This is a genomic window from Pseudomonas mucidolens, from assembly GCF_900106045.1.
Taxonomy (GTDB): domain Bacteria; phylum Pseudomonadota; class Gammaproteobacteria; order Pseudomonadales; family Pseudomonadaceae; genus Aquipseudomonas; species Aquipseudomonas mucidolens.
The window spans coordinates 4,560,103-4,584,344 of sequence record NZ_LT629802.1 but is presented as its reverse complement, the minus strand read 5'-3'; the positions used below and the strand labels follow the sequence as shown (position 1 = coordinate 4,584,344).

At 59.7% G+C, this 24,242-nt stretch carries 25 protein-coding genes; 11 read left to right on the top strand and 14 right to left on the bottom strand.

Annotation, left to right across the window (positions count from 1 at the left end; all coding sequences use genetic code 11):
• Window positions 1-29: 29 nt before the first annotated feature.
• The 3 genes from BLU75_RS21075 to BLU75_RS21065 are packed head-to-tail and all read right to left on the bottom strand — an operon-like array spanning window position 30 to window position 3,579.
• Window positions 30-302 carry an oxidative damage protection protein gene (locus BLU75_RS21075; protein WP_084381830.1) on the bottom strand — a complete coding sequence of 91 codons (273 nt, stop codon included), beginning with the start codon at window positions 300-302 and terminating at the stop codon, window positions 30-32.
• Window positions 299-1,366 (bottom strand): A/G-specific adenine glycosylase, encoded by a 1,068-nt coding sequence (gene mutY / locus BLU75_RS21070; protein WP_084381831.1) that lies wholly within the window; start codon window positions 1,364-1,366, stop codon window positions 299-301. The genes BLU75_RS21075 and mutY overlap by 4 nt, the downstream gene beginning before the upstream one ends.
• On the bottom strand, window positions 1,363-3,579 hold the full coding sequence (locus tag BLU75_RS21065) for an AsmA family protein (protein WP_084381832.1): 2,217 nt from the start codon (window positions 3,577-3,579) through the stop codon (window positions 1,363-1,365). Before BLU75_RS21065 ends, mutY begins: the two co-directional genes overlap by 4 nt.
• Before the next feature lie 296 nt (window positions 3,580-3,875).
• Between BLU75_RS21065 and BLU75_RS21060 the strand changes: the two genes are divergently transcribed.
• The 7 genes from BLU75_RS21060 (at window position 3,876) to BLU75_RS21030 (ending at window position 9,637) form a co-directional block, all read left to right on the top strand.
• Entirely contained in the window at window positions 3,876-5,537 is a 1,662-nt protein-coding gene (locus BLU75_RS21060) for an OFA family MFS transporter (protein ID WP_084381833.1), read from the top strand.
• Window positions 5,538-5,770: 233 nt separating this feature from the next.
• Complete coding sequence (gene hisB, locus BLU75_RS21055) at window positions 5,771-6,364, top strand: imidazoleglycerol-phosphate dehydratase HisB (RefSeq protein WP_084381834.1); 594 nt, start codon at window positions 5,771-5,773, stop codon at window positions 6,362-6,364.
• A complete protein-coding gene (hisH, locus tag BLU75_RS21050; RefSeq protein ID WP_084381835.1) occupies window positions 6,364-7,002 on the top strand; it encodes an imidazole glycerol phosphate synthase subunit HisH in 639 nt (212 codons plus the stop codon). Before hisB ends, hisH begins: the two co-directional genes overlap by 1 nt.
• Window positions 7,002-7,259, top strand: coding sequence for a DUF2164 domain-containing protein (locus BLU75_RS21045; protein ID WP_084381836.1), 258 nt, complete (start codon window positions 7,002-7,004; stop codon window positions 7,257-7,259). The genes hisH and BLU75_RS21045 overlap by 1 nt, the downstream gene beginning before the upstream one ends.
• A gap of 39 nt (window positions 7,260-7,298) precedes the next feature.
• The gene (gene hisA / locus BLU75_RS21040) at window positions 7,299-8,036 is read left to right on the top strand and encodes a 1-(5-phosphoribosyl)-5-[(5-phosphoribosylamino)methylideneamino]imidazole-4-carboxamide isomerase (RefSeq protein ID WP_084381837.1); all 738 of its coding nucleotides are present in this window, start codon (window positions 7,299-7,301) and stop codon (window positions 8,034-8,036) included.
• 9 nt (window positions 8,037-8,045) lie between these two features.
• The gene (gene hisF, locus BLU75_RS21035) at window positions 8,046-8,816 is read left to right on the top strand and encodes an imidazole glycerol phosphate synthase subunit HisF (protein WP_003171107.1); all 771 of its coding nucleotides are present in this window, start codon (window positions 8,046-8,048) and stop codon (window positions 8,814-8,816) included.
• A 65-nt stretch (window positions 8,817-8,881) separates the two neighbouring features.
• On the top strand, window positions 8,882-9,637 hold the full coding sequence (locus BLU75_RS21030) for a substrate-binding periplasmic protein (protein WP_084381838.1): 756 nt from the start codon (window positions 8,882-8,884) through the stop codon (window positions 9,635-9,637).
• Here BLU75_RS21030 and BLU75_RS21025 read toward each other — a convergent pair.
• From BLU75_RS21025 to gpmI, 4 genes are all read right to left on the bottom strand, one after another.
• Window positions 9,628-10,416 (bottom strand): divergent polysaccharide deacetylase family protein, encoded by a 789-nt coding sequence (locus BLU75_RS21025; RefSeq protein WP_084381839.1) that lies wholly within the window; start codon window positions 10,414-10,416, stop codon window positions 9,628-9,630. The two genes, BLU75_RS21030 and BLU75_RS21025, sit on opposite strands and share 10 nt — an antisense overlap.
• 1 nt (window position 10,417) lies before the next feature.
• Window positions 10,418-11,725 (bottom strand): S41 family peptidase, encoded by a 1,308-nt coding sequence (locus BLU75_RS21020; protein ID WP_084381840.1) that lies wholly within the window; start codon window positions 11,723-11,725, stop codon window positions 10,418-10,420.
• A 29-nt stretch (window positions 11,726-11,754) separates the two neighbouring features.
• The gene (locus tag BLU75_RS21015; RefSeq protein ID WP_084381841.1) at window positions 11,755-13,032 is read right to left on the bottom strand and encodes a murein hydrolase activator EnvC family protein; all 1,278 of its coding nucleotides are present in this window, start codon (window positions 13,030-13,032) and stop codon (window positions 11,755-11,757) included.
• A gap of 137 nt (window positions 13,033-13,169) precedes the next feature.
• The gene (gpmI, locus tag BLU75_RS21010; RefSeq protein WP_084381842.1) at window positions 13,170-14,699 is read right to left on the bottom strand and encodes a 2,3-bisphosphoglycerate-independent phosphoglycerate mutase; all 1,530 of its coding nucleotides are present in this window, start codon (window positions 14,697-14,699) and stop codon (window positions 13,170-13,172) included.
• A gap of 151 nt (window positions 14,700-14,850) precedes the next feature.
• Between gpmI and BLU75_RS21005 the strand changes: the two genes are divergently transcribed.
• The 3 genes from BLU75_RS21005 to secB are packed head-to-tail and all read left to right on the top strand — an operon-like array spanning window position 14,851 to window position 16,042.
• Window positions 14,851-15,264 (top strand): rhodanese-like domain-containing protein, encoded by a 414-nt coding sequence (locus BLU75_RS21005; RefSeq protein WP_084381843.1) that lies wholly within the window; start codon window positions 14,851-14,853, stop codon window positions 15,262-15,264.
• 1 nt (window position 15,265) lies between these two features.
• Window positions 15,266-15,520 carry a glutaredoxin 3 gene (gene grxC, locus BLU75_RS21000; RefSeq protein WP_084381844.1) on the top strand — a complete coding sequence of 85 codons (255 nt, stop codon included), beginning with the start codon at window positions 15,266-15,268 and terminating at the stop codon, window positions 15,518-15,520.
• A 42-nt stretch (window positions 15,521-15,562) separates the two neighbouring features.
• The gene (secB, locus tag BLU75_RS20995) at window positions 15,563-16,042 is read left to right on the top strand and encodes a protein-export chaperone SecB (RefSeq protein ID WP_084381845.1); all 480 of its coding nucleotides are present in this window, start codon (window positions 15,563-15,565) and stop codon (window positions 16,040-16,042) included.
• A 150-nt stretch (window positions 16,043-16,192) separates the two neighbouring features.
• On the opposite strand, the gene BLU75_RS20985 is transcribed toward secB, so the two are convergent.
• Window positions 16,193-16,648, bottom strand: coding sequence for a tRNA (cytidine(34)-2'-O)-methyltransferase (locus tag BLU75_RS20985; RefSeq protein WP_084381847.1), 456 nt, complete (start codon window positions 16,646-16,648; stop codon window positions 16,193-16,195).
• Between BLU75_RS20985 and BLU75_RS20980 the strand changes: the two genes are divergently transcribed.
• Entirely contained in the window at window positions 16,647-17,087 is a 441-nt protein-coding gene (locus tag BLU75_RS20980; RefSeq protein WP_084381848.1) for a hypothetical protein, read from the top strand. The genes BLU75_RS20985 and BLU75_RS20980 overlap by 2 nt on opposite strands.
• Window positions 17,088-17,439: 352 nt before the next feature.
• On the opposite strand, the gene BLU75_RS20970 is transcribed toward BLU75_RS20980, so the two are convergent.
• From BLU75_RS20970 to glnA, 6 genes are all read right to left on the bottom strand, one after another.
• On the bottom strand, window positions 17,440-18,357 hold the full coding sequence (locus BLU75_RS20970; RefSeq protein WP_084381955.1) for an IS110 family transposase: 918 nt from the start codon (window positions 18,355-18,357) through the stop codon (window positions 17,440-17,442).
• 261 nt (window positions 18,358-18,618) lie between these two features.
• Window positions 18,619-20,055, bottom strand: coding sequence for a nitrogen regulation protein NR(I) (gene ntrC, locus BLU75_RS20965; protein WP_084379894.1), 1,437 nt, complete (start codon window positions 20,053-20,055; stop codon window positions 18,619-18,621).
• Window positions 20,052-21,137, bottom strand: coding sequence for a nitrogen regulation protein NR(II) (glnL, locus tag BLU75_RS20960; RefSeq protein WP_084379893.1), 1,086 nt, complete (start codon window positions 21,135-21,137; stop codon window positions 20,052-20,054). The genes ntrC and glnL overlap by 4 nt, the downstream gene beginning before the upstream one ends.
• A 295-nt stretch (window positions 21,138-21,432) precedes the next feature.
• Complete coding sequence (locus tag BLU75_RS20955; protein ID WP_084379892.1) at window positions 21,433-21,858, bottom strand: cupin domain-containing protein; 426 nt, start codon at window positions 21,856-21,858, stop codon at window positions 21,433-21,435.
• 78 nt (window positions 21,859-21,936) lie between these two features.
• Complete coding sequence (locus tag BLU75_RS20950) at window positions 21,937-22,473, bottom strand: chorismate mutase (RefSeq protein ID WP_084379891.1); 537 nt, start codon at window positions 22,471-22,473, stop codon at window positions 21,937-21,939.
• A gap of 155 nt (window positions 22,474-22,628) precedes the next feature.
• Entirely contained in the window at window positions 22,629-24,035 is a 1,407-nt protein-coding gene (glnA, locus tag BLU75_RS20945; protein WP_084379890.1) for a glutamate--ammonia ligase, read from the bottom strand.
• Window positions 24,036-24,242: the final 207 nt, after the last annotated feature.

Genomic DNA, 24,242 nt, shown 5'->3' with positions numbered 1-24,242 from the left:
CTTACGTTCCGACCCCGGATTTTGATCAGTTATTGAGCAGGCGGCACGTAGCCGTCGGCCTTGGCGTAATCCTCGCCGGAAAAGAACTTGTCCATCTCGCCCTGAAGGTATTTGCGGTCTTCGGCGTTCATCATGTTCAGGCGCTTTTCGTTGATCAGCAGGGTCTGGTGCTTTTGCCAGTCGCCCCAGGCCTTGGCGGAGACGTGGTCAAAAATGTCCTGGCCCTTGGCGCCCGGGTAAGGAAGGCGCTCAAGGCCTGGCAATTGTTCTTTGTACTTGCGGCACATTACGGTGCGGGTCATGGCAAAACTCCTGCGTTCAATACGTCGGCCGCGCGCTTCAGCAGTTTTTTGACCGGGGCGGCAAGGCCCAGGCGCGGTGGGGTGGCGAGGTTATACCAGAGCCAGTCGGCCTCGGCCACGTGATGGGCGGATTCCTTGACCTGGACCAACCAGGGTTCGATGGCCAGTTGGAAATGGCTGAACGTGTGGATCAGGCTCGGCAGCGTCTGCTGTTCACCCAACACTAGCGAGTGTTGGTTGGCCAGGTGCTCAAGGTCGTCCAGTGCGTCCAGCTCCGGCAAGCTCCACAAGCCGCCCCACAAACCCGTAGACGGGCGCCGGTAAAGCAGAATCGCGCCCTCGGCATTGGCCAGCAACGGCATCAACGTGCGCTTCTGCGGGATGCTCTTGCGCGGCTTGGGGATCGGGTAGCGTGTCTCCAGGCCCAGCAGGTGGGCTTCGCAGCCTTTTTCCAGCGGGCACAGCAGGCAACTGGGCTTGCTGCGGGTGCAAAGGGTGGCGCCCATGTCCATCATCGCCTGGGTGTAGGCGTTGACGCGGTCGTGGGGCGTGAAGCGTTCGGCGGTGGCCCACAGTTGCTTGGCGACCTTGGGCTCGCCCGGATAGCCTTCCTGCGCGGTAAAGCGTGCGAGCACGCGCTTGACGTTGCCGTCGAGAATCGGCGCCCGCAGGCCCATGCTCAGGCTGGCAATCGCGCCGGCGGTGGACAAGCCGATACCTGGCAGCTCGGTGAGTTTTTCGACGTCGCGGGGGAATTCGCCGCCGTACTCGGCGACGATGATTTTCGCGGTCTTCTGCAGATTGCGCGCCCGGGTGTAATACCCCAGCCCGGTCCACAGGTGCAGCACTTCGTCTTCCGGCGCGGCGGCCAGGGCTTCGACCGTTGGCAGTGACGCCATGAAGCGCTCGAAGTAATTGAGCACAGTGCTGACCTGGGTCTGCTGCAGCATGATTTCCGAGACCCACACCCGGTAAGGGGTGATGCCCTGTTGCCAGGGCAGGTCATGGCGACCGTGGCGGTCGTACCAATCGAGCACCGCCGTGGAAAATTGCTCGTCTCTCATCGATTGAACAGACCTTTAAGGGCGTCCTTGAGCTTGGGATTGACCTTGTCGAGTTTCTCTTCCAGCTTCTCGCTGATCTTGTTGCCTGCCATCTTGGCAGCCACTTGACCGAGGCCGTCCTTGTCCAGGCGGCAAGCCTTGGCGCCCAGCTCCAGCGGGCCACGGCAGCGCAGCGGGATTTCGATGTCGCGGAAATTGGAGCCGACCTGGCACGCCGGGTCCGGCATGTCGCGCTTGTCGCCTTCGACAATGATGCCGACGCGGTAGTCCATGCCCAGCACGCGCAGATCGACGTCGCCGTTGCCGTTGACGGTCAGGCCGGGGATGCGCACTTTCAGGTCGGGATTGCTGGCCACGCCATTGCGCACCGTCAGATTGCCCCTGAGTTCCTGGAACGGTGTGTCCTTGCTCCGAGGTTCGCTAGCGAGGGTTTTACGGTTGAGCAGGGCAATGCCAGTGCACAATTGCTGTTCGATGTTGGCGTTGAGCAGTACACCGTTGGTGACCACGAAACTGGCGGTGCCATTGAGGCTGTCGACCAGCGCTTTCTGGCTGTTGCCTTGACCGCTCAGGTTGCTGTCGAGGGTGACCTGGCCCTTGATCGGTGGTTTTTTCCCCTGGGCTTGCAGGATTTGCTCCACCGGAACTTGCTTGATGTGGGTTTGCAGCGCCAGTACCGGCACATCCTGGCGTACGTCGAGGTTGCCATTGGCTTGGAACGTGCCGTTGTAGAGACCGCCGCTCAAGGTGTCGAGCTTGAGTTGACCGTCCAGGCCCGAAGCTTTCAGGGTGGCGTTCTCAATGGGCAATTTGCTCAGGGTCAGTTGGCCGAACGACAGGTCGGCAACCACATCCAGTGTGCGCAGACGCGGCAACGGCAACAGCTTGTCGGTGCTCCAGGCACCTTTGGTTGGCGCATTCGGCAGCGGTGTGCTGCCGCCCGCAGCCATGGCCCCGGCTTCGCTGCCCTGGACTTCGGCCTGGCGGGCTGCCGCCGCGCTATTGGCCGCTTCGGACTTGGCCGGCAAGTAGTTGTCGGCATTGAAGGTGTCGGCCTTCAACTGCACGCGCAGGGATTGCTTGGCGAAGTCTTCCACGGCCAGGCGGCCGGTGAAGGTGCTGCCGTCGAGTTTCAGGTTCAGGTCTTCCAGGGCTATGCGGGTAGGCGTGCCCTGCAGACGGCTGACCAGCTCGACCTTGCTCAGACTACCGGGAGCCATGGCGGGCAGAGGGTGGCCGACGCTTTCGAGAAACTTGCCCAGGTCGAACTGGGCAATCGACAGGGCACCGCTGATATTCGGGGTTTTGTCCAGGTCGTTGACCTTCAGCTCGCCCAGGGCGCGCAGTTGGTTGGCCGAGAGCTTGAGGTTGGTCCATTCGGCAATGTTGGCCGACAGGTCCACCAGCAGTTGACCCTGGGTGGCGAAGGACACAGTTTTGCCTTGCAGCGGTTCACCGGTGGCTTCGCCGGTGACTTTCATGTCTTCGAACTGGTAGCGCTTGAGCGCGCGGTCAAAGCGCAACTGGCCGCCTAGCTCGCTCTTGACCCGCATGAGTGGCTGGTTGCTGCCGAAAAATGCGGTGAGCTTGACCGGAATGCTCGAGCCTTCATGCACGGCGCCGGTGCTCAGCTGGATACTTTCGGCGCTGAACTGTTTGCCGGTTTGTTCGTCGTTGTATTCGATGCGGGCGTTATTGACCGTCAGGCTGTCAATGTCCAGGCGGATCGGCTGGGCCGGTTTTTCCGGGGCTGGCGGGGCGGACGCTGGTGTAGCGGCAGGCGTCTCGACGGTGCCAGCGGTGACGGCCGGTGCCTTGCCGATGTCCTCCCAGTTGCCGTGGCCGTGCTTGTCGCGGTTCAGGCGCAGGTTCAGGCCTTCGACACGCACATCGCTCATCTGCACTTCGCGGCGCAGCAGCGGCAGCACGCGTACTGAAAGACCGAGCATCTGCAAGTCGGCAAATGGCTGGGCGGGATTGGTCAGGGTTGCCACGCTGGCGTCATGCAGCTCCAGGCCGAGCCAGGGGAAGAGGCTCCAGCCGATATCGCCATTGAGCGTCAGCTCGATGTGGGCCCTGTCACGGGCAATCTGGCGAATCTCGTCTTTATAGTCGTTGGGATCAAAGAGGTGGGTCAGGGCGAAACCCAGAGCCACAATGATCAGCAACAACCCGAGAAGTACCAGGCCCAGGATTTTGCCGAACGCTTTCATGGGCGAGTCCTTGTAAGTCAATTTTGAAATTCAGCCGCAGAGTATAACGCCGGCAGCTCTGCCGCTGTTTACGTATCGTTACATAGTGTCAAACAAAACAGCTGACTCGGAAAACCTAGTGGCAGTTTGGTTTTTCTGTCATCGACAGATGTTAATCTCCCCGTGTTCGTCCGCCTTCTGCGACTAACCGTCGCGCTTACAGGGAGCTTCACTCGACAAAAACGGCCACGCTTGCGTGCAAAGGCCGAGGAGGAGAGCGCCTGACGAACACAGACTAATAACTGGGGGAAACACCAATGAGCACTATCACTGCGGCAGGTATAACTGCCGCACAGCCCGCGTTCCTGTCCAAGGAACGCATTATCGCCAAGCCGGGATTCAACCGCTGGCTGGTTCCACCGGCCGCTCTGGCCATTCACTTGTGCATCGGCATGGCTTATGGCTTCTCGGTGTTCTGGCTGCCACTGTCCAAGGCACTGGGCGTTACCGCCCCGCTCGCGTGTTCGCCGGACATGAGCTTTATCGCCCAGATTTTCTCGTCGCAATGCGACTGGCCGATCTCGATGCTGGGTTGGATCTACACCCTGTTCTTCATCTTCCTGGGTTGCTCGGCAGCCATTTGGGGCGGCTGGCTGGAACATGCCGGACCACGCAAGGCGGGCGTTGTCTCGGCCCTGTGCTGGTGTGGCGGTTTGCTGATCTCGGCGCTGGGGATTTATACCCATCAGATCTGGCTGATGTGGATCGGCTCGGGGGTCATTGGCGGTATCGGCCTGGGCCTTGGCTACATTTCGCCGGTCTCGACCCTGATCAAGTGGTTCCCGGACAAACGCGGCATGGCGACCGGCATGGCGATCATGGGCTTTGGTGGTGGTGCGATGGTGGGCGCTCCGCTGGCCGCGGCGTTGATGGGGCAGTTTGCTACGCCTGACAGTGTTGGCGTGTGGCAGAGCTTCCTGGTGATGGCCGCGATCTACTTCGTGTTCATGATTGGCGGTGCCTTGTCCTACCGCGTTCCACCGACCGGCTGGAAGCCCGAGGGCTGGACCGCGCCGGCGAAAAAAGCCAGCAATGCGATGATCACTCATCGTCACGTACACGTGAACGTGGCCTGGAAAACCCCGCAATTTCGTCTGGTCTGGCTGGTGCTGTGCCTGAACGTATCCGCCGGTATCGGCATCATCGGCATGGCTTCGCCGCTGCTGCAGGAAGTATTCGGTGGCAAGTTGCTGGGCGTTGATGTGCCTTTCGGTCAACTGGATGCGGGTCAATTGGCCTCGATTGCGGCCATCGCTGCCGGTTTCACCGGTCTGTTGAGTCTGTTCAACATCGGTGGCCGCTTCCTCTGGGCGTCGATCTCCGACTACCTGGGTCGTAAAAATACCTATTTCGTGTTCTTCGCCCTGGGCGTTGCCCTGTATGCGCTGATTCCGAACATGGGGCACCTGGGCAACGTGGCGGTGTTCGTGGGCGCGTTCTGCGTCATTCTATCGATGTACGGCGGCGGGTTTTCGACAGTCCCGGCTTACCTGGCGGACCTGTTCGGCACGCAAATGGTCGGCGCGATCCACGGTCGTCTGTTGACGGCATGGGCGGCGGCGGGCGTATTGGGCCCGGTGTTGGTCAACTACCTGCGTGAGTATCAGTTGAGCATTGGTGTGGAGCGTGCGGCGGCTTACGATATTACTTTGTACATCCTCGCGGGCCTGCTGGTACTGGGCTTCATCTGCAACCTGTTGGTGCGGCCGGTGGCCGACAAGTACTTCATGACCGACGCTGAGCTTGCGGCCGAACAGGCCTTGGGTCATGACAAAGGCACCGATGCCACCACCGTGCTGGAGTGGAAAGCCAATCCGGGCACTGTACCGTTGGCTGTTGCCGCCTGGCTGGTCGTGGGTATTCCGTTGGCGTGGGGAGTGTGGGTGACCCTGCAGAAAACCGCGGTACTGTTTAACTAACAGCGCATGACCTATGTGGGAGCGGCGGTACGACGATTCGCCTTGCTTGCGATGCAGGCAACTCGGTCAGTCTGGATAGCGAGATAATGCTATCGCGAGCAAGCCCGCTCCCACATGTACACACATGTCTATCCCCGACACTCCATCAGTCTTATCCCCTCCGATGTTTCTGTTTAGCGCCCGCGCCCCTATAATGGCTGCCTTTTTCGCCCAATGATTTTGCGGAGCTGGTGATGGCCGAACGTATGGCGTCTGTCGAGCGCGACACTCTGGAAACCCAGATCAAAGCCTCGATCAACCTGGATGGCACCGGAAAGACCCGATTTGATATCGGTGTACCTTTTCTTGAACATATGCTGGACCAGATCGCCCGTCATGGGCTGATCGACCTGGATATCGTCAGCAAGGGCGACCTGCATATCGACGACCACCACACCGTGGAAGATGTCGGTATCACCCTGGGCCAGGCATTTGCCAAGGCTATTGGCGACAAGAAAGGCATCCGCCGCTACGGCCATGCCTATGTGCCGCTGGATGAAGCGCTGTCGCGGGTGGTCATTGACTTCTCCGGTCGCCCTGGCCTGCAGATGCACGTACCGTATACCCGCGCCACCGTGGGCGGTTTCGACGTCGATCTGTTCCAGGAATTCTTCCAGGGTTTCGTCAACCACGCACTTGTCAGCCTGCACATCGACAACCTGCGCGGCACCAACACTCACCACCAGATCGAAACGGTGTTCAAGGCCTTCGGCCGTGCCCTGCGCATGGCTGTCGAGCTGGACGAGCGCATGGCCGGGCAAATGCCGTCGACCAAAGGCGTCCTGTAATGCAGACGGTCGCGGTGATCGACTACGGCATGGGTAACCTGCACTCGGTGGCCAAGGCCCTCGAGCACGTAGGTGCCGGCAAGGTGCTGATTACCAGTGATGCCGAGGTGATTCGCGAAGCCGATCGGGTGGTATTCCCGGGCGTCGGTGCGATTCGCGACTGCATGGCTGAAATTCGCCGCCTGGGCTTCGATAGCCTGGTGCGCGAAGTCAGCCAGGATCGACCATTTCTCGGTATCTGCGTGGGCATGCAAGCCTTGCTCGACAGCAGTGAAGAGAACGACGGCATCGACTGCATCGGTCTGTTCCCAGGCCAGGTGAAGTTCTTCGGCAAAGACCTGCATGAAGATGGCGAACACCTGAAAGTCCCGCACATGGGCTGGAACGAAGTCCGCCAGAGCGTGGATCACCCGCTGTGGCACGATGTTCCAGACTTGGCGCGGTTCTACTTTGTCCACAGTTACTACATCGCGGCCGGTAATCCGCGCCAGGTGGTGGGTGGCGGGCATTACGGCGTCGACTTCGCCGCGGCCCTGGCCGACGGTTCGCGCTTTGCCGTGCAGTTCCACCCAGAGAAGAGCCATACCCATGGCCTGCAATTGCTGCAGAACTTCGCCGCCTGGGACGGGCGCTGGTAATGGCCAGGAAGGTCAAGCCGCCGATCTTGAACCTCACTCCCCAGCAGGAGAGTGAGGCGACCAACAAGATCAAGCGTTTCATGGAAGACCGCTTCGAGCTCAAGCTGGGCTCGTTCGAGGTGGCTGAGATCCTCGAGCTGTTCACTACCGAAATTGCTCCGCACTATTACAACAGGGCGATTTTCGATGCGCAGACGCACCTTAAAGAAAGGTTCGAAAGCATCGAAAGCGACTTGTGGGCGCTCGAGAAACCCTGATTCCTCGAGCAATGCTGAATATCGAATAAGGTTTGCCAGATGCTGATTATCCCCGCTATCGATCTCAAGGACGGCGCTTGCGTACGTCTGCGCCAGGGCCGTATGGAAGACGCCACGGTGTTCTCCGATGACCCGGTGAGCATGGCTGCCAAGTGGGTGGAAGGTGGCTGCCGCCGTTTGCATCTGGTGGACTTGAACGGCGCCTTCGAAGGTCAGCCGGTCAACGGTGAAGTGGTCACGGCCATCGCCAAGCGCTACCCGAACCTGCCGATCCAGATCGGCGGCGGTATCCGCTCCCTGGAAACCATCGAGCACTACGTCAAGGCTGGCGTGAGCTACGTGATCATCGGCACCAAGGCGGTGAAAGATCCTGCCTTCGTCGCCGAGGCTTGCCGCGCGTTTCCGGGCAAAGTGATCGTGGGCCTGGACGCCAAGGACGGTTTCGTCGCCACCGACGGCTGGGCTGAAATCAGCACCGTGCAAGTGATCGACCTGGCCCGGCAGTTCGAGGCCGACGGCGTGTCCGCCATCGTCTACACCGACATCGCCAAAGACGGCATGATGCAGGGTTGCAACGTACCCTTCACCGCAGCGCTGGCTGGTGCGACAAAGATTCCGGTGATCGCTTCCGGCGGTATCCACAACCTAGGTGATATCAAGTCACTGCTGGACGCCAAGGCGCCGGGGATCATCGGTGCGATTACCGGCCGTGCAATCTACGAAGGTACTCTGGACGTCGCGCAAGCCCAGGCTTATTGCGATGCCTACAACGGCTGAGGATTGACCATGGCGCTGGCCAAACGCATCATCCCTTGCCTGGACGTCGACAACGGTCGCGTGGTCAAGGGCGTCAAGTTCGAGAACATCCGTGACGCCGGCGACCCGGTGGAAATCGCCCGTCGCTACGACGAACAAGGCGCCGACGAGATTACCTTTCTCGACATCACCGCCAGCGTCGACGGTCGTGACACCACCTTGCACACCGTCGAACGCATGGCCAGCCAAGTGTTTATCCCGCTGACCGTTGGCGGTGGCGTGCGTACCGTGCAAGACATCCGCAACCTGCTCAATGCCGGCGCGGACAAGGTTTCGATCAACACCGCGGCGGTGTTCAATCCGGAATTTGTCGGTGAGGCCGCGCAGCATTTCGGTTCGCAGTGCATTGTCGTGGCCATTGATGCCAAGAAGGTTTCCGGGCCGGGTGAAACCCCGCGCTGGGAAATTTTCACCCACGGCGGACGCAAGCCTACCGGGCTGGATGCGGTGGAGTGGGCGATGAAGATGGAAGGCCTGGGCGCCGGTGAAATCCTGCTGACCAGCATGGACCAGGACGGCATGAAAAATGGTTTCGACCTGGGCGTGACCCGCGCCATCAGCGATGCCCTGGGCATTCCGGTGATTGCCTCCGGCGGCGTCGGCAACCTGCAACACTTGGCCGACGGTGTGATCGAAGGCCACGCCAGCGCGGTGCTGGCGGCGAGTATTTTCCACTTTGGCGAATACACCGTTCCCGAGGCCAAGGCCTACATGGCCGCACGCGGCATCGTGGTTCGCTAAACGTCACTGGACACCCTGGCAGGCTCGCGGCACTCTTGGGCCTGCCATGGATTTCGGTAACCCTCATGTTCAAAGACCTGCTGCTTGCCTTTGCCAGCGCCTCCATTCTGTGGGTGAGTTCGGCTGACGCCGCCGATCCCGGTGACACTGAACTGGTGTTGCTGACGGAAAATTTTCCGCCCTACAACATGGCAAAAAACGGCAAGAACTTCGCCAGGGACGAAAACATCGAAGGCATCGCCGTGGACATCGTCCGCGAAACCTTCAAGCGTGCCGGCATTTCCTACAACCTCACCCTGCGTTTTCCTTGGGAGCGAATCTACAAGCTCGCCCTGGAAAAACCGGGCTACGGCGTATTTGTAACGGCTCGCCTGGCGGACCGTGAAGCGCTGTTCAAGTGGGTCGGCCCCATCGGCCCGGATGATTGGGTGCTGCTGGCCAAGGCCGACAGCAAGATCCAGCTCGATGACCTGGCCCAGGCCCGTGTCTACAGAATCGGTGCCTACAAAGGCGATGCAATCGCCGAGAGCCTGGAAAAACAGGGACTCAACCCGGTGCTCGTATTGCGTGACCAGGACAATGCGCAAAAACTCCGCGACGGCCAGATCGACCTGTGGGCCACCGGCGATCCAGCGGGTCGCTACCTGGCGCGACAGGTCGGGGTGAAAGGCTTCAAGACCGTGCTGCGCTTCAATAGCGTCGAGCTGTATCTGGCATTGAACAGGGAGGTGCCGGATGAGGTGGCGGCCAAACTGCAGGCAGCCCTTGATCAGTTGCGCAAAGACGGCGTGGTGGAGCAGATCACGGCGCGCTACCTGTAACGGTAAACGCCATCCTTGCCGTGCCCGGCCATGGCTTGATTGCCGCGCACGCTGATCATCAGCTTTATATCAATCCATTCGATGCCCTGGGCCTTGAGCTTGGGTAACTCGCGCTCCAATACCGCCAGGGTTTGTGGATAAGGATGGCCGATCATGACGGCCGAGCCCTGTCTATGGGCCAGCTTGATCGCCGTCTGCAGCTGTGTGGTGATGGCGGCTTCAGTGCGTTCGTCATCGAGAAACACATCTCGCGAGACGCTGGCCAAGCCGATCTTTTGCGCCTCGGCTGCCGCCACGGTCTTGGCGCTGGTACGGCTGTCGAGAAAAAACTTGTGGCGCCGCTGCAACTCATCCATCAGCCAGGCCATGGCGGCCGGTTCGGCGGTCATGCGGCTGCCCATGTGGTTGTTGATGCCGGCGGTATAGGGCACCGCCTTGAACGCCGCATCCAGGCGCTTGCCGAGTTCCTCGACGGGTAGCTCGGGATGCCAGGCGAACGGGCCGGTGGCCGGATCCATGGGCATGTGCAGGATAATGGTTTTGCCGGCCTGGTGGGCCTCGCGGGCAAATTCGGCGGCGTGGGGGGTGTCGGGCATGATTGCTGTGGTGACCGGGCCGGGCAGGGCCAGCACGCGACGATCGCGCGGCAGGTTCTGCCCCAGATCGTCGATAATCAGCGTCAGGTAGGCTTTATGCGGCGCCGCCAAGGCGCTGGCGGAGGCGCCTTGGGCAGCTCCCGCCAGACAGCACAGCAACGTGAAGATCAGTCCACAGCGCATATCAGCGGTTGCGGGTGATGCTCAGACCCTTGAGCAGGCTCAAGGCCTGGGCCAACTGGTAATCATCATCCTGAGGCATCGGCTTGGCTTTCGGGCCGCTGCCGGTAGGCTGGTCGGCGCCGCCGTTGCCGTTGCCCAAGTGACCTTGCAGGTCCGCTTCCTTGAAGTACTCGTTTTCCTGTTCGTTGGTGATCTTGGCCTGGCGCACCTCGATATCAGGCGCGATGCCCTGGGCCTGGATCGAACGACCGTTAGGCGTGTAGTACAGCGCCGTGGTGATCTTCAAGGCGCGTTCATTGTTCAGCGGCAGCACGGTTTGCACCGAGCCCTTGCCGAAACTGGTGGTGCCCATCAACACGCCGCGTTTCTGGTCTTGCAGGGCGCCGGCGACGATCTCCGAGGCCGAGGCGCTGCCACCGTTGATCAGCACCGCCAGTGGAACGTTCTCGCTGAGGTCATTGCCGGTGGCCGAGAAGCGCAATTCGGAGTTGGCAATCCGGCCCTTGGTGTAGACGATCAGGCCTTTGGTGATGAAGTGGTCGACCACTTCCACGGCCGATTGCAACACGCCACCTGGGTTGTTGCGCAGGTCGAGGACGATGCCGTTGAGTTTCTTGCCGTTGTCCTTGCGCAGCTTCGCCAGGGCCTTGGCCACTTCATCGCCGGTCTTGACCTGGAACTGCGTGATGCGGATGTAGCCGTAGCCCGATTCCAGCAACTGGCTTTTCACGCTCTTGACCGTGATGGTGGCGCGAGTCAGGGTCACGTCGAACGGGTTACCGCCGTCGCGCACCAGGGTCAGGGTGATTTTCTGGCCGACCTTGCCGCGCATCTTGTCGACGGCTTCGGTCATGGTATGGCCACGGGTCGGTTGACCGTTGATCTTGACGATCAGGTCGCCGGCCTGGATGCCGGCCTTGGACGCCGGTGTGTCGTCGATCGGCGAAACCACTTTGATGATGCCGTCTTCAGCGCCGACTTCAATGCCCAGGCCGCCGAATTCACCGCTGGTGCTTTCCTGCAGTTCGGCAAAGTCTTCCGGACCCAGGTAGGCGGAGTGCGGATCGAGGTTGCTGAGCATGCCTTTGATGGCATTTTCCAGCAGCGTCTTGTCGTCCACAGGTTCGACATAGGCCGCCTTGATCCGGTCCATGACCTCGGCAAAGGTGCGCAACTCGTCCAGCGGCAACGGTGCCTTGGTGGTCGCGGCCGTGGTTGGCTCGGCGGCCTCGTCGGCGAATGCCAGAGGCGCGCCGAGCACCAGGGCGATCGTCAGGGCCAGCGAAGTGAGGCGGGACAAATGCAGCATGTCGAACGAACTCCTAATGTAGGTGCGGCCTATCCTTGGGCGCGACACCATTGTGCAGGATCGCTGGGGCGACCCTGCTGACGAATAGCGAAGTACAACGCCGGGGTGTCCTGGCCACCACTGCTACCGACAGTGGAGATGGATTCACCGGCTTTTACAACATCACCTGCTGCTTTGAGCAATGTTTGATTGTGGCCGTAAAGGCTCAAATAGCCATTACCGTGGTCGAGAATCACCAACAAACCCGCGCCGCGTAGCCAGTCGGCAAACACCACGCGGCCACCGTGGACAGCATGCACCTGGCTGCCGGCGGCGGCGCTGATCATCACGCCGTCCCATTTGGTGCGGGTGTCGTCGCCACGGGTCTGACCAAAACGTGCAAGCAATCGACCATCAACTGGCCATGGAAGTTTTCCCCGGGCTGAAGCAAACGGTCCGCCGAAAGATTCACCGGCACTGGAAACCAGCGGACCGGAAGCTGTGCGCGCCGGTTTACGCGGGGCGTCGGTGGCGGCGTCACGCTGACGCTTTTTTTCGGCTTCCTGCTGGGCAATCAGCGCCTTTTGTCGCGCCTGTTCAGCTTCGCGAGCCTGGCGCGCCAAGGTCTCTTCGATGGTTTTCAGAACCTTGGCCAAGTCGGCCTGGTCCTGTTGACGGGCCCGGAGTTTGGTGTCACGGGCTTTCACATCGTTATTGAGCTTGGCCAATGCCTGCTGGCGTTCCTTGCGGACCTTCTCCAGCTCATCGCGCTGGGTATCAAGGCTGCTTTTTTGCGCCAGCAACTGGTTCTGCTGGTCAGCGATTTCCTGTTCGACATTGGCCAACTGGCGCAGGGTCTCGTTGAAGCTTTTAAGTTGCTCCAGGCGCGCCGTGCTCAGGTAGTCGTAATACGTCAGGGTGCGAGCGAATTTTTCCGGGTTCTGCTGGTTGAGCAGCAGCTTGAGGTATTCCTGGCGGCCGTTCTGGTACGCGGCGCGCGCCTGGATTGCGATCAGGCGTTGCTGTTCAACGCGGGCGCTCTGGAGTTTTTTTTTCTCAGCGTCGAGTCGCTCCAGTTCCGACTCGCTCTTCTTTAGTTCTTTTTGCAGCTCCTGGACCTGCTTCTCCAGCTTGCCCATTTCGGTTTCCGTGCCGCGCAGATCTTTCTGCACGCCGGATTTTTCTTTCTGGAGCTTGCCGAGCAGCTTTTTCAGCTCGGTAATATCCTGACGCGTAGCGTCCAACTGTTGTTGGGTTTGCGCGCGCTCGTCGGCAAAAGCCGGTTGGAGCAGGCAGACAAGAGCAAGGGTAATCAAGGCGCGAAGCATAGAGGCGGGCGACACCAGGGAAAGGGACGGTCTAGTATGCCCGGCAAGCGCCGCAAAAAAAACGCCTCAAAGCCAACTGCTTTGAGGCGTTCGTCATAAAAAGCCGTTTCGGAGGCTTTAGTCGGTCGGTTTTGCCATCAAACCAATATCGAAGTGCCAGTCATCTCGGCAGGTTTTTCCAGGCCCATCAACTTCAGCATGGTCGGCGCCACGTCCGCCAGTACGCCGCCTTCGCGGACCTTGAAGTCGCGCTTGCCGACATAGATGAACGGCACCGGCTCGGTGGTGTGGGCCGTGTGGGCCTGGCCGGTGGATGCGTCGGACATTTGTTCGCAGTTGCCGTGGTCGGCGGTGATCAGCGCTTCGCCACCGACTTTCTCCAGGGCATCGACGATGCGGCCGACACACAGGTCGAGGCATTCGACGGCTTTGATGGCCGCTTCCAGGTTGCCGCTGTGGCCGACCATGTCGCCGTTGGCGTAGTTGACCACGATCACGTCATAACGCAGGTTTTCAATGGCATCGACGATCTTGTCGGTCACTTCCGGCGCGCTCATCTCCGGCTGCAAGTCATAGGTGGCGACTTTCGGCGACGGGATCAGGATGCGTTCTTCACCGGGGAACGGTTCTTCACGCCCGCCCGAGAAAAAGAAGGTCACGTGGGCGTATTTCTCGGTTTCGGCAATGCGTAACTGGGTCTTGCCGTTTTTTGCCAGGTAGTCCCCCAGCACGTTTTCCAGGCTGCCCGGCGCAAAGGCCGAAGGTGCCGGGATGCTGGCGGCGTATTGGGTCAGCATCACGAAACCAGCGAGTTTTGGCTGGCGGACGCGCTCGAAGTCGTTGAAATCATCTTCAACGAACACACGGCTCAACTCGCGAGCGCGGTCGGCGCGGAAGTTCATGAACACCATGGCGTCGCCATCTTCGACTTTCACCGGTTCACCGATGGTGGTGGCCTTGACGAATTCATCGCTCTCGCCACGGGCGTAGGCGGCTTCCAGGCCTTGCTGGGCGGTGGCGGCGTTGAATTCGGCGTTGCCGTCGACAATCAGGTTGTAGGCCTGGGCCACGCGGTCCCAGCGGTTGTCGCGGTCCATCGCGAAATAACGCCCCACCAGGCTGGCGATGCGGCCCTTGCCCAGAGCGGTGAAGCTCGCGTCCAACAGTTCGATGGACGATTGCGCGCTTTTCGGCGGTGTATCGCGGCCGTCGAGGAGCGCGTGCAGGTAGATTTTTTCGGCACCGCGCTTGTAGGCCAGTTCGGCCATAGCCACCAGATGATCCTGATGGCTGTGGACGCCGCCATCGGACAGCAGGCCCATGAAATGCACGGCCTTGCCGGCCGCGACGGCTTTATCCACCGCTGCGCAGAGGGTCGGGTTCTCGAAAAACTCGCCATCGCGAATGGATTTGGTCACGCGCGTGAAGTCCTGATACACCACTCGTCCGGCGCCCAGGTTCATGTGGCCGACTTCCGAGTTGCCCATTTGACCGTCCGGCAGGCCGACATCCATGCCGGATCCCGAGATCAGGCCGTTGGGCACGGTCGCCGTCAGGCGGTCCAGTACGGGCTTGTTGGCCGAGTACACGGCGTTGGATTCGTGGCTTTCACTGTGACCGAAGCCATCGAGAATCATCAGGACCAAAGGTTTAGGCGTCGTAGTCATAGATCCTCTCGCGGCGGTATTAAAGGAAGGCGATTGAAAAGGGAGTGGCAGTTTAAAGCGAAGTTCCGATGCCGTCACCGCTTTACGGGGGTTGGCCGGCCATGACGGCTGTGTATACTTACCGCCATTTTAACGCCCTGGAACCTCCTAGATGGTTGATCACCTGATTGCATTCGCTACCTCTCACTATCTGCTGGTCGGTGCCTTTGTCGTACTGCTGGCGCTGCTGATCGCTCATGAAATGAGCCGTGGCGGCCGCAGCCTCAGTACCGGCGAGCTGACTGCGCTGGTCAACAAGGACCAGGCCGTTATCGTCGATATTCGTCCCGCCAAGGATTTTGCCGCCGGGCATATCGTCGGTGCGCTGAACATTCCCCAGGACAAGCTGATCGCGCGCATCGCCGAACTGGAGAAGCACAAGGCCAAGACCATCATCCTGGTCGACGCCCAGGGCCAGCACGCCGGTGGCCACGCCCGCGAAATGATGAAAAGCGGTTTTACCGCCGCCAAGCTGTCCGGTGGTATCTCCAGCTGGCGCGCCGACAACCTGCCGTTGGTGAAGTGATATGAGTCAGGTTGTCGTGTATTCCAGCGATTATTGCCCTTATTGCATCCGCGCCAAGCAGTTGCTCCAGAGCAAGCAGGTTGCCTTTGAAGAAATCAAGGTCGATGGCAAGCCTCAGGTGCGCGCCGAAATGGCTCAGAAGGCTGGCCGTACCTCGGTCCCGCAAATCTGGATCGGTAGCCGGCATGTCGGCGGCTGCGATGAGCTGTTGGCCCTGGAGCGCGCCGGTAAACTGGACGCGCTGCTCAGCGCCTGACTCCTAAACCCTAAAAGACCCCAAGATCAAGAAGGCTCTACGATGACTGACCAACAGAACACCGAAGCGGCAGAAGCTCAAGGCCCACAGTTTTCCCTGCAGCGTATCTATGTGCGTGACTTGTCGTTCGAAGCGCCGAAAAGCCCGGCGATTTTCCGTCAGGAGTGGACGCCAAGCGTCGGTCTGGACCTGAACACCCGTCAAAAGCAATTGGAAGGCGATTTCCACGAAGTGGTGCTGACCCTCTCGGTTACCGTGAAGAACGGTGAAGAAGTGGCGTTCATCGCTGAAGTGCAACAGGCCGGTATCTTCCTGATCCAGGGCCTGGACGAAGCGTCGATGAGCCACACGCTGGGTGCGTTCTGCCCGAACATCCTGTTCCCGTACGCTCGCGAAACCCTGGACAGCCTGGTCACCCGTGGCTCGTTCCCGGCCCTGATGCTGGCTCCGGTGAACTTCGATGCCTTGTATGCGCAAGAGCTGCAGCGTATGCAACAGGAAGCTGCGCCAACGGTTCAGTAACCTCGCCATTGTAGGCGCGAGCTTGCTCGCGAAGGTCGTCAACGATGACGCGGAAAATCTGATACCCCTAAGCGTCCTCAGGTTTTTCGCGAGCAAGCTCGCTCCTACAGGAAGCGCAGGGCGGATCTGCACTTCCAGCCAGACACAGCCTTATTTGAAACCGAGCTGGCGCCAGCCTTCGTAGACGGCGACGGCGACCGTGTTGGACAGGTTGAGGCTGCGGCACCCTTCGCGCATCGGCAGGCGCAGGCGATGGCCCTCGGGCAGGGCGTCCAGCACCTCGGCCGGCAAGCCTCGGCTTTCCGGACCGAAGAGAAAGGCGTCACCTTCGACAAAACTGGCATCATGAAACGGTCGCGAGCCCTTGGTGGTGAACGCAAACAGCCGCGGGTGGCCGAGGCTTTCCAGGCAACTCGCCAGGTCCGCGTGGCGTTGCAAGGTGGCATATTCGTGATAGTCCAGCCCAGCCCGACGCAGACGTTTGTCATCCATGTCGAAACCCAGCGGCTCGATCAAGTGCAGGTTGCAGCCACTGTTGGCACACAGCCTGATAACGTTGCCGGTATTCGGCGGAATTTCTGGTTGAAAAAGGATGACGTGAAACATGCACGGCTCCGAAGGTAAAGATGCGCAGCATTCTACCCCCGAAGAAGATCCCAGGCCGAAGCTATTACCGAGGGTTTTGAGCTCGTTGGTGATTGTCGGCCTGATGGTGGGTTTAATGATTGGTCGCCTGACCACTGCGGATCCGGTTGAGCTGCAACAGATCGAACCCTCGGTGGACGGCCTGGTGCTGTGGTTCAACAGCGAACCCAAGCTCCATGGCGAACATGTCGACGGCGCCGTCGCGCTGCTGTTTGACGCGCAGGGTAGAGCGTTGGCGGGACAGTTGAAGGTCAGCCACAAGGATGCGAATTGGCGGGTGCGCAAGACCGATAAGGGCTTGCTGCTGAACGTGGTAGCGGCGCGACCGTTGCGTGGACAGTGGACAGGCGCCGAGGTCGATGACCGTTGGCGGTTGGAGATCCATCTCCAGGAGCAATAAAAGAGGGAGTTCCCAGCCTGCCTGTACCAGGACTCCCAAAACCGCGTGAAGCACGATGGCTTCGGTGTAAAAGAGGGGATTCTCGGCCTGCCTGTACCAAGGTCCCCGAAACTGGGTAGTACCAGGGTTATTGCAGGGCGCGTGCCAGCATTGCGAAGTCGTGTCAGAACGTTCTTCATAAAGCCAAAAGCCCCGGGGTGCGGGGCTTTTGGGTTTTCAGCGGGTGGAGTTTTTTCGAAAGTGACCTGGGGTTTGTGCGCGATGCCGGTTCAGGGTGCATTGAAACGGTGCGCGATCCTTGGACTTGGTGAAGAACCAAAGGTGGGAGCAACTGTCTTCACCATGCCATTCGTCACCGCCACTCAGTGCCATCTCGCAACATGGCATTGAGCCTAATCAGCAGTACACGCATGCAGGCGATGAGCGCGACCTTCGCGCTCTTACCTCGCTCTCGAAGGCCTTCGTAGCGTGCCTTGAAGTCGGGCTGATGGCGGATTACAACCCAGCAGGACATGTACAGAGCCCGTCTGACACGGGCTCTGCCTCCATAGATATGTCGCTTCCCGCTGTGATTACCGCTGTCGTCGTTCAAGGGCGCGATACCTGCCAAGGCCGCAACCTCACGGCGATCAAGCTCACCTAGTTCGGGCAGATAAACCAGCAAACTCGCGGTGGCAACCGTACCGATACCTTTAACAGAGATGAGCCGCTGGGCTTTTTCTGCGTCCAGTTCGTGCATGCTCTGATTGATGGCCTTATCAAGTTGCCTGATTTGCGTTTGCAGGAAGTGAATATGGCCTTTGATCAGCGCAATAACGGCTGGTAGCTGGGCTTGCTGAAGACGGCGCTTATTGTCGTCTCGTTGCTGAACGAAATGCTCGCGCTGCTGAACCAGCTCGCGGAGCGCTTCACGCTCAGGCGAAATAACCTTGCTGCTTGAGGCATTCAGCACTTCAGCAAAGTCTGCTAGAACGGCCGCATCAATAGCGTCAGTCTTCGCATTCTTGCCCATCGCCACGGCAAAGGATCTGGCTCGGCGAGGATTGACCCTGAGCACCTTGAAGTTTGCGCCTTGCAGAGCCGCCATGGCATTACGCTCATAGCCCCCGGTGGCCTCCAGCAAAATCAGACTGACTTCAAACTGACTCAATCGTCGAATCAGCTCAAGAAATCCTTCTGAAGTGTTTGAAACATCGAAACCTTCGCTCTGTGGTTTAACCCAGACGACAAGGTTTGATTTTGAGATGTCGATACCGACCCAGGAAATCATGGCAAAACCCTCTTACACTCAGATGTGAGAGTGCTCTGGCTTTGCCCACGCTTGTGATTTCGAGTGGCTGCTCGTCCAACTGTTCGGGCTTGTAGGCCAGAGTGGAAAGGTGGATGGCAGCTCGGCTCCCACACGTGCTTTGAGCACCGCGGACTTGCAGCTTGCCATCCACCCCTCTCACCCCAGAGTTTATTCCTAGATCAAGACACAAGCGGGCAAGCCCGCACGCAGTTGGATCTTCAGTGAGTTGGAGAGCTGTTATCAGCCCTCATCACTCTCGTCGTCGTCACCGCCATCGACCTTCATCCCCAATTCCTTGATCTTGCGCGTCAAGGTATTGCGGCCCCAGCCCAGTAGCACTGCGGCGTCGCGGCGGCGGCCGGCAGTGTGCTTGAGGGCGGTTTCGATCATGATCCGTTCGAAGGCCGGCACGGCGCTGTCCAACAGGTTCGATTGACCGCGTGCGAGCGCCTGGTCAGCCCATTGGCGCAAGGCCTGCTCCCAGTTTGTCACCGGCGCCAAATCCTGCGGCAGGCTCAGAAGCTCGGGCGGCAGGTCGCTGATATGCACTTCACGCCCGGAAGCCATCACCGTGATCCAGCGGCAGGTGTTTTCCAGCTGGCGCACGTTGCCCGGCCACGGCAGGTTCTTGAGGTATTCCTCGGTTTCCGTCTTCAGCAGTTTTGGCTCGACAGCCAGCTCCTGAGCGGCGCGACTGAGGAAGTGTCGGGCCAGGGTCGGAATGTCTTCACGACGGTCCGACATCCGTGGGATGTGGATGCGGATCACATTCAGGCGGTGAAACAGATCCTCGCGGAATTTTCCGGCGTGAACCAGGGTTTCCAGATTCTGGTGAGTCGCGGCAATGATCCGCACATCGACCTTGACCGGCGTGTGGCCGCCCACGCGATAGAATTCGCCATCCGCCAAAACCCGCAACAGTCGGGTCTGGGTGTCCGCCGGCATGTCGCCGATCTCATCGAGAAACAGCGTGCCGCCGTCTGCCTGCTCGAAACGGCCACGGCGCAGGTTGGCGGCGCCGGTGAACGCGCCTTTTTCATGGCCGAACAGTTCGGACTCCATCAAATCCTTCGGGATGGCCGCCATGTTCAGCGCGATGAACGGCGCGACCGCCCGTGGACTGTGGCGGTGCAGGGCGTGGGCCACCAGTTCTTTGCCGGTGCCGGACTCACCGTTGATCAGCACGGTGATATTGGAGTGGCTCAAGCGCCCGATGGCGCGAAACACTTCCTGCATCGCCGGCGCTTCGCCGATGATTTCCGGGGTGCGGGTCAGTGTCGGCACCACGTCGTGGCCTTGCTGTTCCTGGGCGTGCTGGTTGGCGCGCTTGACCAGCGCGACCGCTTCATCGACGTCGAACGGCTTGGGCAAGTATTCAAACGCGCCGCCTTGATAGGACGCGACAGCGCTGTCCAGGTCCGAGTGCGCGGTCATGATGATCACCGGCAAGCGCGGGTGTTGTTCGCGAATGCGCGCCAGCAAGTCCAGGCCGCTGGCACCGGGCATGCGAATGTCGGAGATGATTACGTCTGGCTGCTGGCGCGCGAGACGGCTCATCACGCCGTCGGCGCTGTCGAAGCTCTGGGTGGTCATGCCTTCCTGTTGCAAGGCTTTCTCCAGGACCCAGCGGATAGAACGGTCGTCATCGACGATCCACACAGTTTCACTACGGCTCATGTCGATGGGGCTCCTTGTTCCAGTGGCAGAAAGATCGAAAAAATCGTGTGGCCGGGATGGCTTTCACATTCGATCAAACCCTGGTGCTGGCTGATGATGTTCTGGGTAATGGCCAGGCCTAGCCCGGTACCGTCCGGGCGGCCGCTGACCATCGGAAAGAAAATGGTTTCCTGAAGGTCGGCGGGAATGCCCGGACCGTTGTCGATGATCTCGACCTTGGCGACCAGGCGATGGCGCACGTGGCCGATAGTGAACTGACGCAGGGCGCGGGTGCGCAGACTGATGCGGCCCAGGCGCAGCTCGTTCTGGCTGCTGATGGCTTGCATGGCGTTGCGCACTATATTGAGCACCGCTTGGATCATCTGCTCGCGATCGATCAATACATCGGGAATGCTCGGGTCGTAGTCACGCACCAAGGTGATACAGCCCTGGCTTTCGGCCTCCACCAGTTGGCAGACGCGCTCCAGTACCTCGTGCACATTGGTCAGCGCCAGTGAAGGCAGCTTGTTGGAGCCGAGCATGCGGTCCACCAGGTTACGCAGGCGGTCGGCTTCCTCAATGATGACGTTGGTGTAGTCCTTGAGGTGCTCGTCGGGCAGTTCGCGCGCGAGCAACTGCGCGGCGCCGCGAATCCCGCCCAGCGGGTTTTTGATCTCATGGGCGAGGCCGCGCACCAGCATCTTGCTGGTTTCCTGCTTGGACAGTTGCGCTTCCTCCTTGGTGATCCGCAGCAAGCGGTCACGCGGGTGGACTTCCAGCAACAGCAGGGTCGTGCCCTTGCTCAGGATCGGTGTGACGGCATAGTCGACAGTCAAGGTCTGGCCGGTGAGGGCGGTGAGCAACGCTTCGCGCTTGGTGAAGGGATGTGCCTGCTCCACAGCCTGGCGCAACGAACTCAATGCCTCGGCGGACTCGGTGAACAGTTCGCTGATGAATTGCCCGTGACTGCGCTGGCCACTGATGGCCAGGAGCATTTCTGCCGCCGGGTTCATGTACTCAAGGCGTAATTCGTCATTGAGCAAGATGGTCGCAGTGGTCAGGTTGTCGAGTAGCAAACGGTGCAGTGCGTCGCTGATGGTCATTAGGACCTCTTTTGGAGCAGGGCGCGGGCTTGAGGCGCGCGCTGATACCAGGAAAATGCAAAAACCAAACCAAGGCTCCGAAAAGAAGCGTAAAAACCCTGAAATAGGCGCTTGAAGCGCGAAACTATGGCGTAAAGCCAGCTTTTTCGGGATATCTCGAACCAAAATGGATTGGGACGGTGGGAAAGGTGCGGTCTAGCGCACCAATATAGTGCGTTTTCGTGACGAGTGTTCAGGAAGGGATGAGCGGATCGTTTTTAATGCGTGGTGGAAACGATCCGCGATAGGCGCTGTATCAGCGTTGTTCGGACAGCGGCATGCCAATACTGCCCGCGTAAAATATCAGGAGCTCAACCGGTGTCTCTGCGGTGATGCCGCGATGTTCGGTGCCCACCATCTCGGCCAGGGTTTGCCCTTGCCTCAAGGTGCGAGTCATCCCGTTCTTGCGGGTTTCAACAGTCAGCTCTCCCGATACGATGTAAGCGGCGTTCGGCATCGGGTGGGTGTGCCATGGCAACTGAGTGTGCGCAGGGATCTTGAGGCGTATCAACGTGAGCCGCGGCGGGCCGGAAGGGTAGGCTTTGTAGGGCGCACCATCCCACGACTCGCTGCGTTCAAGCAGGACCTCCTTCTCGATGGATGCCGCATTCTTTGGCTGGATGCCGCAGCCAAGCAACGACAATCCCAGAGCCGTTGCAATCAAGCATTTGAGGGTGTCCATGGTTCCATCCTGATCGGTAAATGAGTTTTTTCAGGCTATGTCTACCGATAGGCGCAGGATGCAGGGCGATGCTTCAAATCAAGTAGGCCGCGTACACAATTCGGCGGTGGCGCGGATCATCGCAAGTTGGCGCAATGGATCATTGAGCGGCGCATGCGCCGCCTGGGCCAGCCATCGCGGGCAGTCGGGGTCGGTGCGCTGGGGGGAAAAATCGGCCAATTGCTGCAGCAGGCGCTTTTGCAGCAGGTCCAGTTGCGGGCGAATCTGCTTCACTAAGTCCGGGCGCGGGTCGTCGGGCGCCTTGCCTTGGAGCTGCCAGTCGGAGAGGTGGGTGTACTGCACCAGTTTGTTCGCCTCGATTTGTGCCGAGAAAAACTGCTCGGCGGCGGCAGGGTCGAGTTTGTAACTTGATGCCTGGGCGGTGACGTTGGCGATTACCTCTTGCTCGCGTTTCTTGTCTTCCACGGGTTTGTGGCTGTCCCATTTGCTCAGGGCCACCTGATCGGCAATGGCCAGGCGTTCTGCGATGCTCTTGAGCAGCGGCTCAAGGGCTGGCGGCGCGGCGCTGGCACTGGCGCTGATAAACAACAGGGCGATTGCAAATCTATATTTCAATGGAGATCTCCTTGTGGGAGCAGGTCTGGAATGGCGTCAGTCAGAGGCTACCTTATCTTTCGCGGTTGTCTGCAAGCGGGGTAGACCCAGCGCAAAAAAAAGACCTCCACAAGGAGGCCTTTTTTCGTCACGCTGCATCAAGCAGCGCTACCGGATCAGCAGCTGTAGTACAGCTCGTATTCCAGTGGGTGTACGAAGGTGCGGACCTTGATTTCTTCTTCGCTTTTCAGGGCGATGTAGGCATCGATAAAGTCGTCGCTGAACACGCCGCCTTTGGTCAGGAACGCACGGCCCTTGTCCAGCTCTTCCAGGGCTTCTTTCAGGCTGCCGCACACTTGTGGAATTTCCTTGGCCTCTTCAGGCGGCAAGTCGTACAAGTTCTTGTCGGCAGCGTCGCCTGGGTGGATCTTGTTCTGGATACCGTCCAGGCCAGCCATCAACAGTGCAGCGAAGCCCAGGTATGGGTTGGCTGCTGGATCCGGGAAACGGGCTTCGATACGGCGCGCGCGCGGGCTGGTCACGTAAGGAATACGGATCGAGGCGGAACGGTTACGAGCCGAGTAGGCCAGCATTACCGGCGCTTCGAAACCTGGGACCAGACGCTTGTAGGAGTTGGTCGACGGGTTGGTGAAGCCGTTCAGAGCCTTACCGTGCTTGATGATACCGCCGATGAAGTACAGGGCAGTGTCGGACAGGCCGGCATAACCTTCGCCAGCGAAGGTGTTTTTGCCTTCTTTGGCGATGGACAGGTGAACGTGCATACCCGAACCGTTATCGCCGTACAGTGGCTTAGGCATGAAGGTGGCGGTACGGCCGTAGGCATCAGCCACGTTATGTACGCAGTACTTCAAGGTCTGTACTTCGTCAGCCTTGGCTACCAGGGTGTTGAACTTCACACCGATTTCGTTCTGACCGGCAGTCGCCACTTCGTGGTGGTGAACTTCGATGACCAGGCCCATTTCTTCCATGGCGTTGCACATGGAGGTACGGATTTCATGGTCGTGGTCGAACGGAGGCACCGGGAAGTAGCCGCCTTTGACGCCTGGACGGTGGCCTTTGTTGCCGCCTTCCACGTCCTGGTCGGACATCCACGAACCTTGTTCGGAGAAGATTTTGAACATCGAGCCGGAGATGTCGGACTTGAACTTCACTTCGTCGAAGATGAAGAACTCAGGCTCTGGCCCTACGAATACGGTGTCGCCGATACCGGTGGACTTCAGGTATTCCTCGGCACGCTTGGCGATTGCACGTGGGTCGCGGTCGTAGCCTTGCATGGTCGACGGCTCGATCACGTCGCAGACCAGAATCAGGGTCGGCTCTTCGGTGAATGGGTCGAGTACGGCGGTGGTGTCGTCCGGCATCAGGATCATGTCGGAAGCTTCGATGCCTTTCCAGCCAGCGATGGAGGAACCGTCGAACATTTTACCTTCTTCGAAGAAGGCCTCATCCAGCGCGTCGCGAGCCGGCATGGTCACGTGGTGCTGAGTGCCTTTGGTGTCCGTGAAGCGCAGATCAATCCATTTAACGTCATGATCTTTGATGAGTTGAACCGACTTCGACATAGTGTCCTCCGGGTGGCTTCGGGCTGGGTAGTGGAGTTAGCCCTTGGAATGTGGGTGATGCCGGCGCGGATAGTCCGCCATGGCAACCTGCCTCACAAGGGAGCAAATTGCATGCCAGTGCGCCAACATGGCCTTTTTGCCTCAAAATGGCCCCTATAAAGGTGCAGCCCGTTAAAACCGCATAAATAGCGCACCGCAATGTAGCGC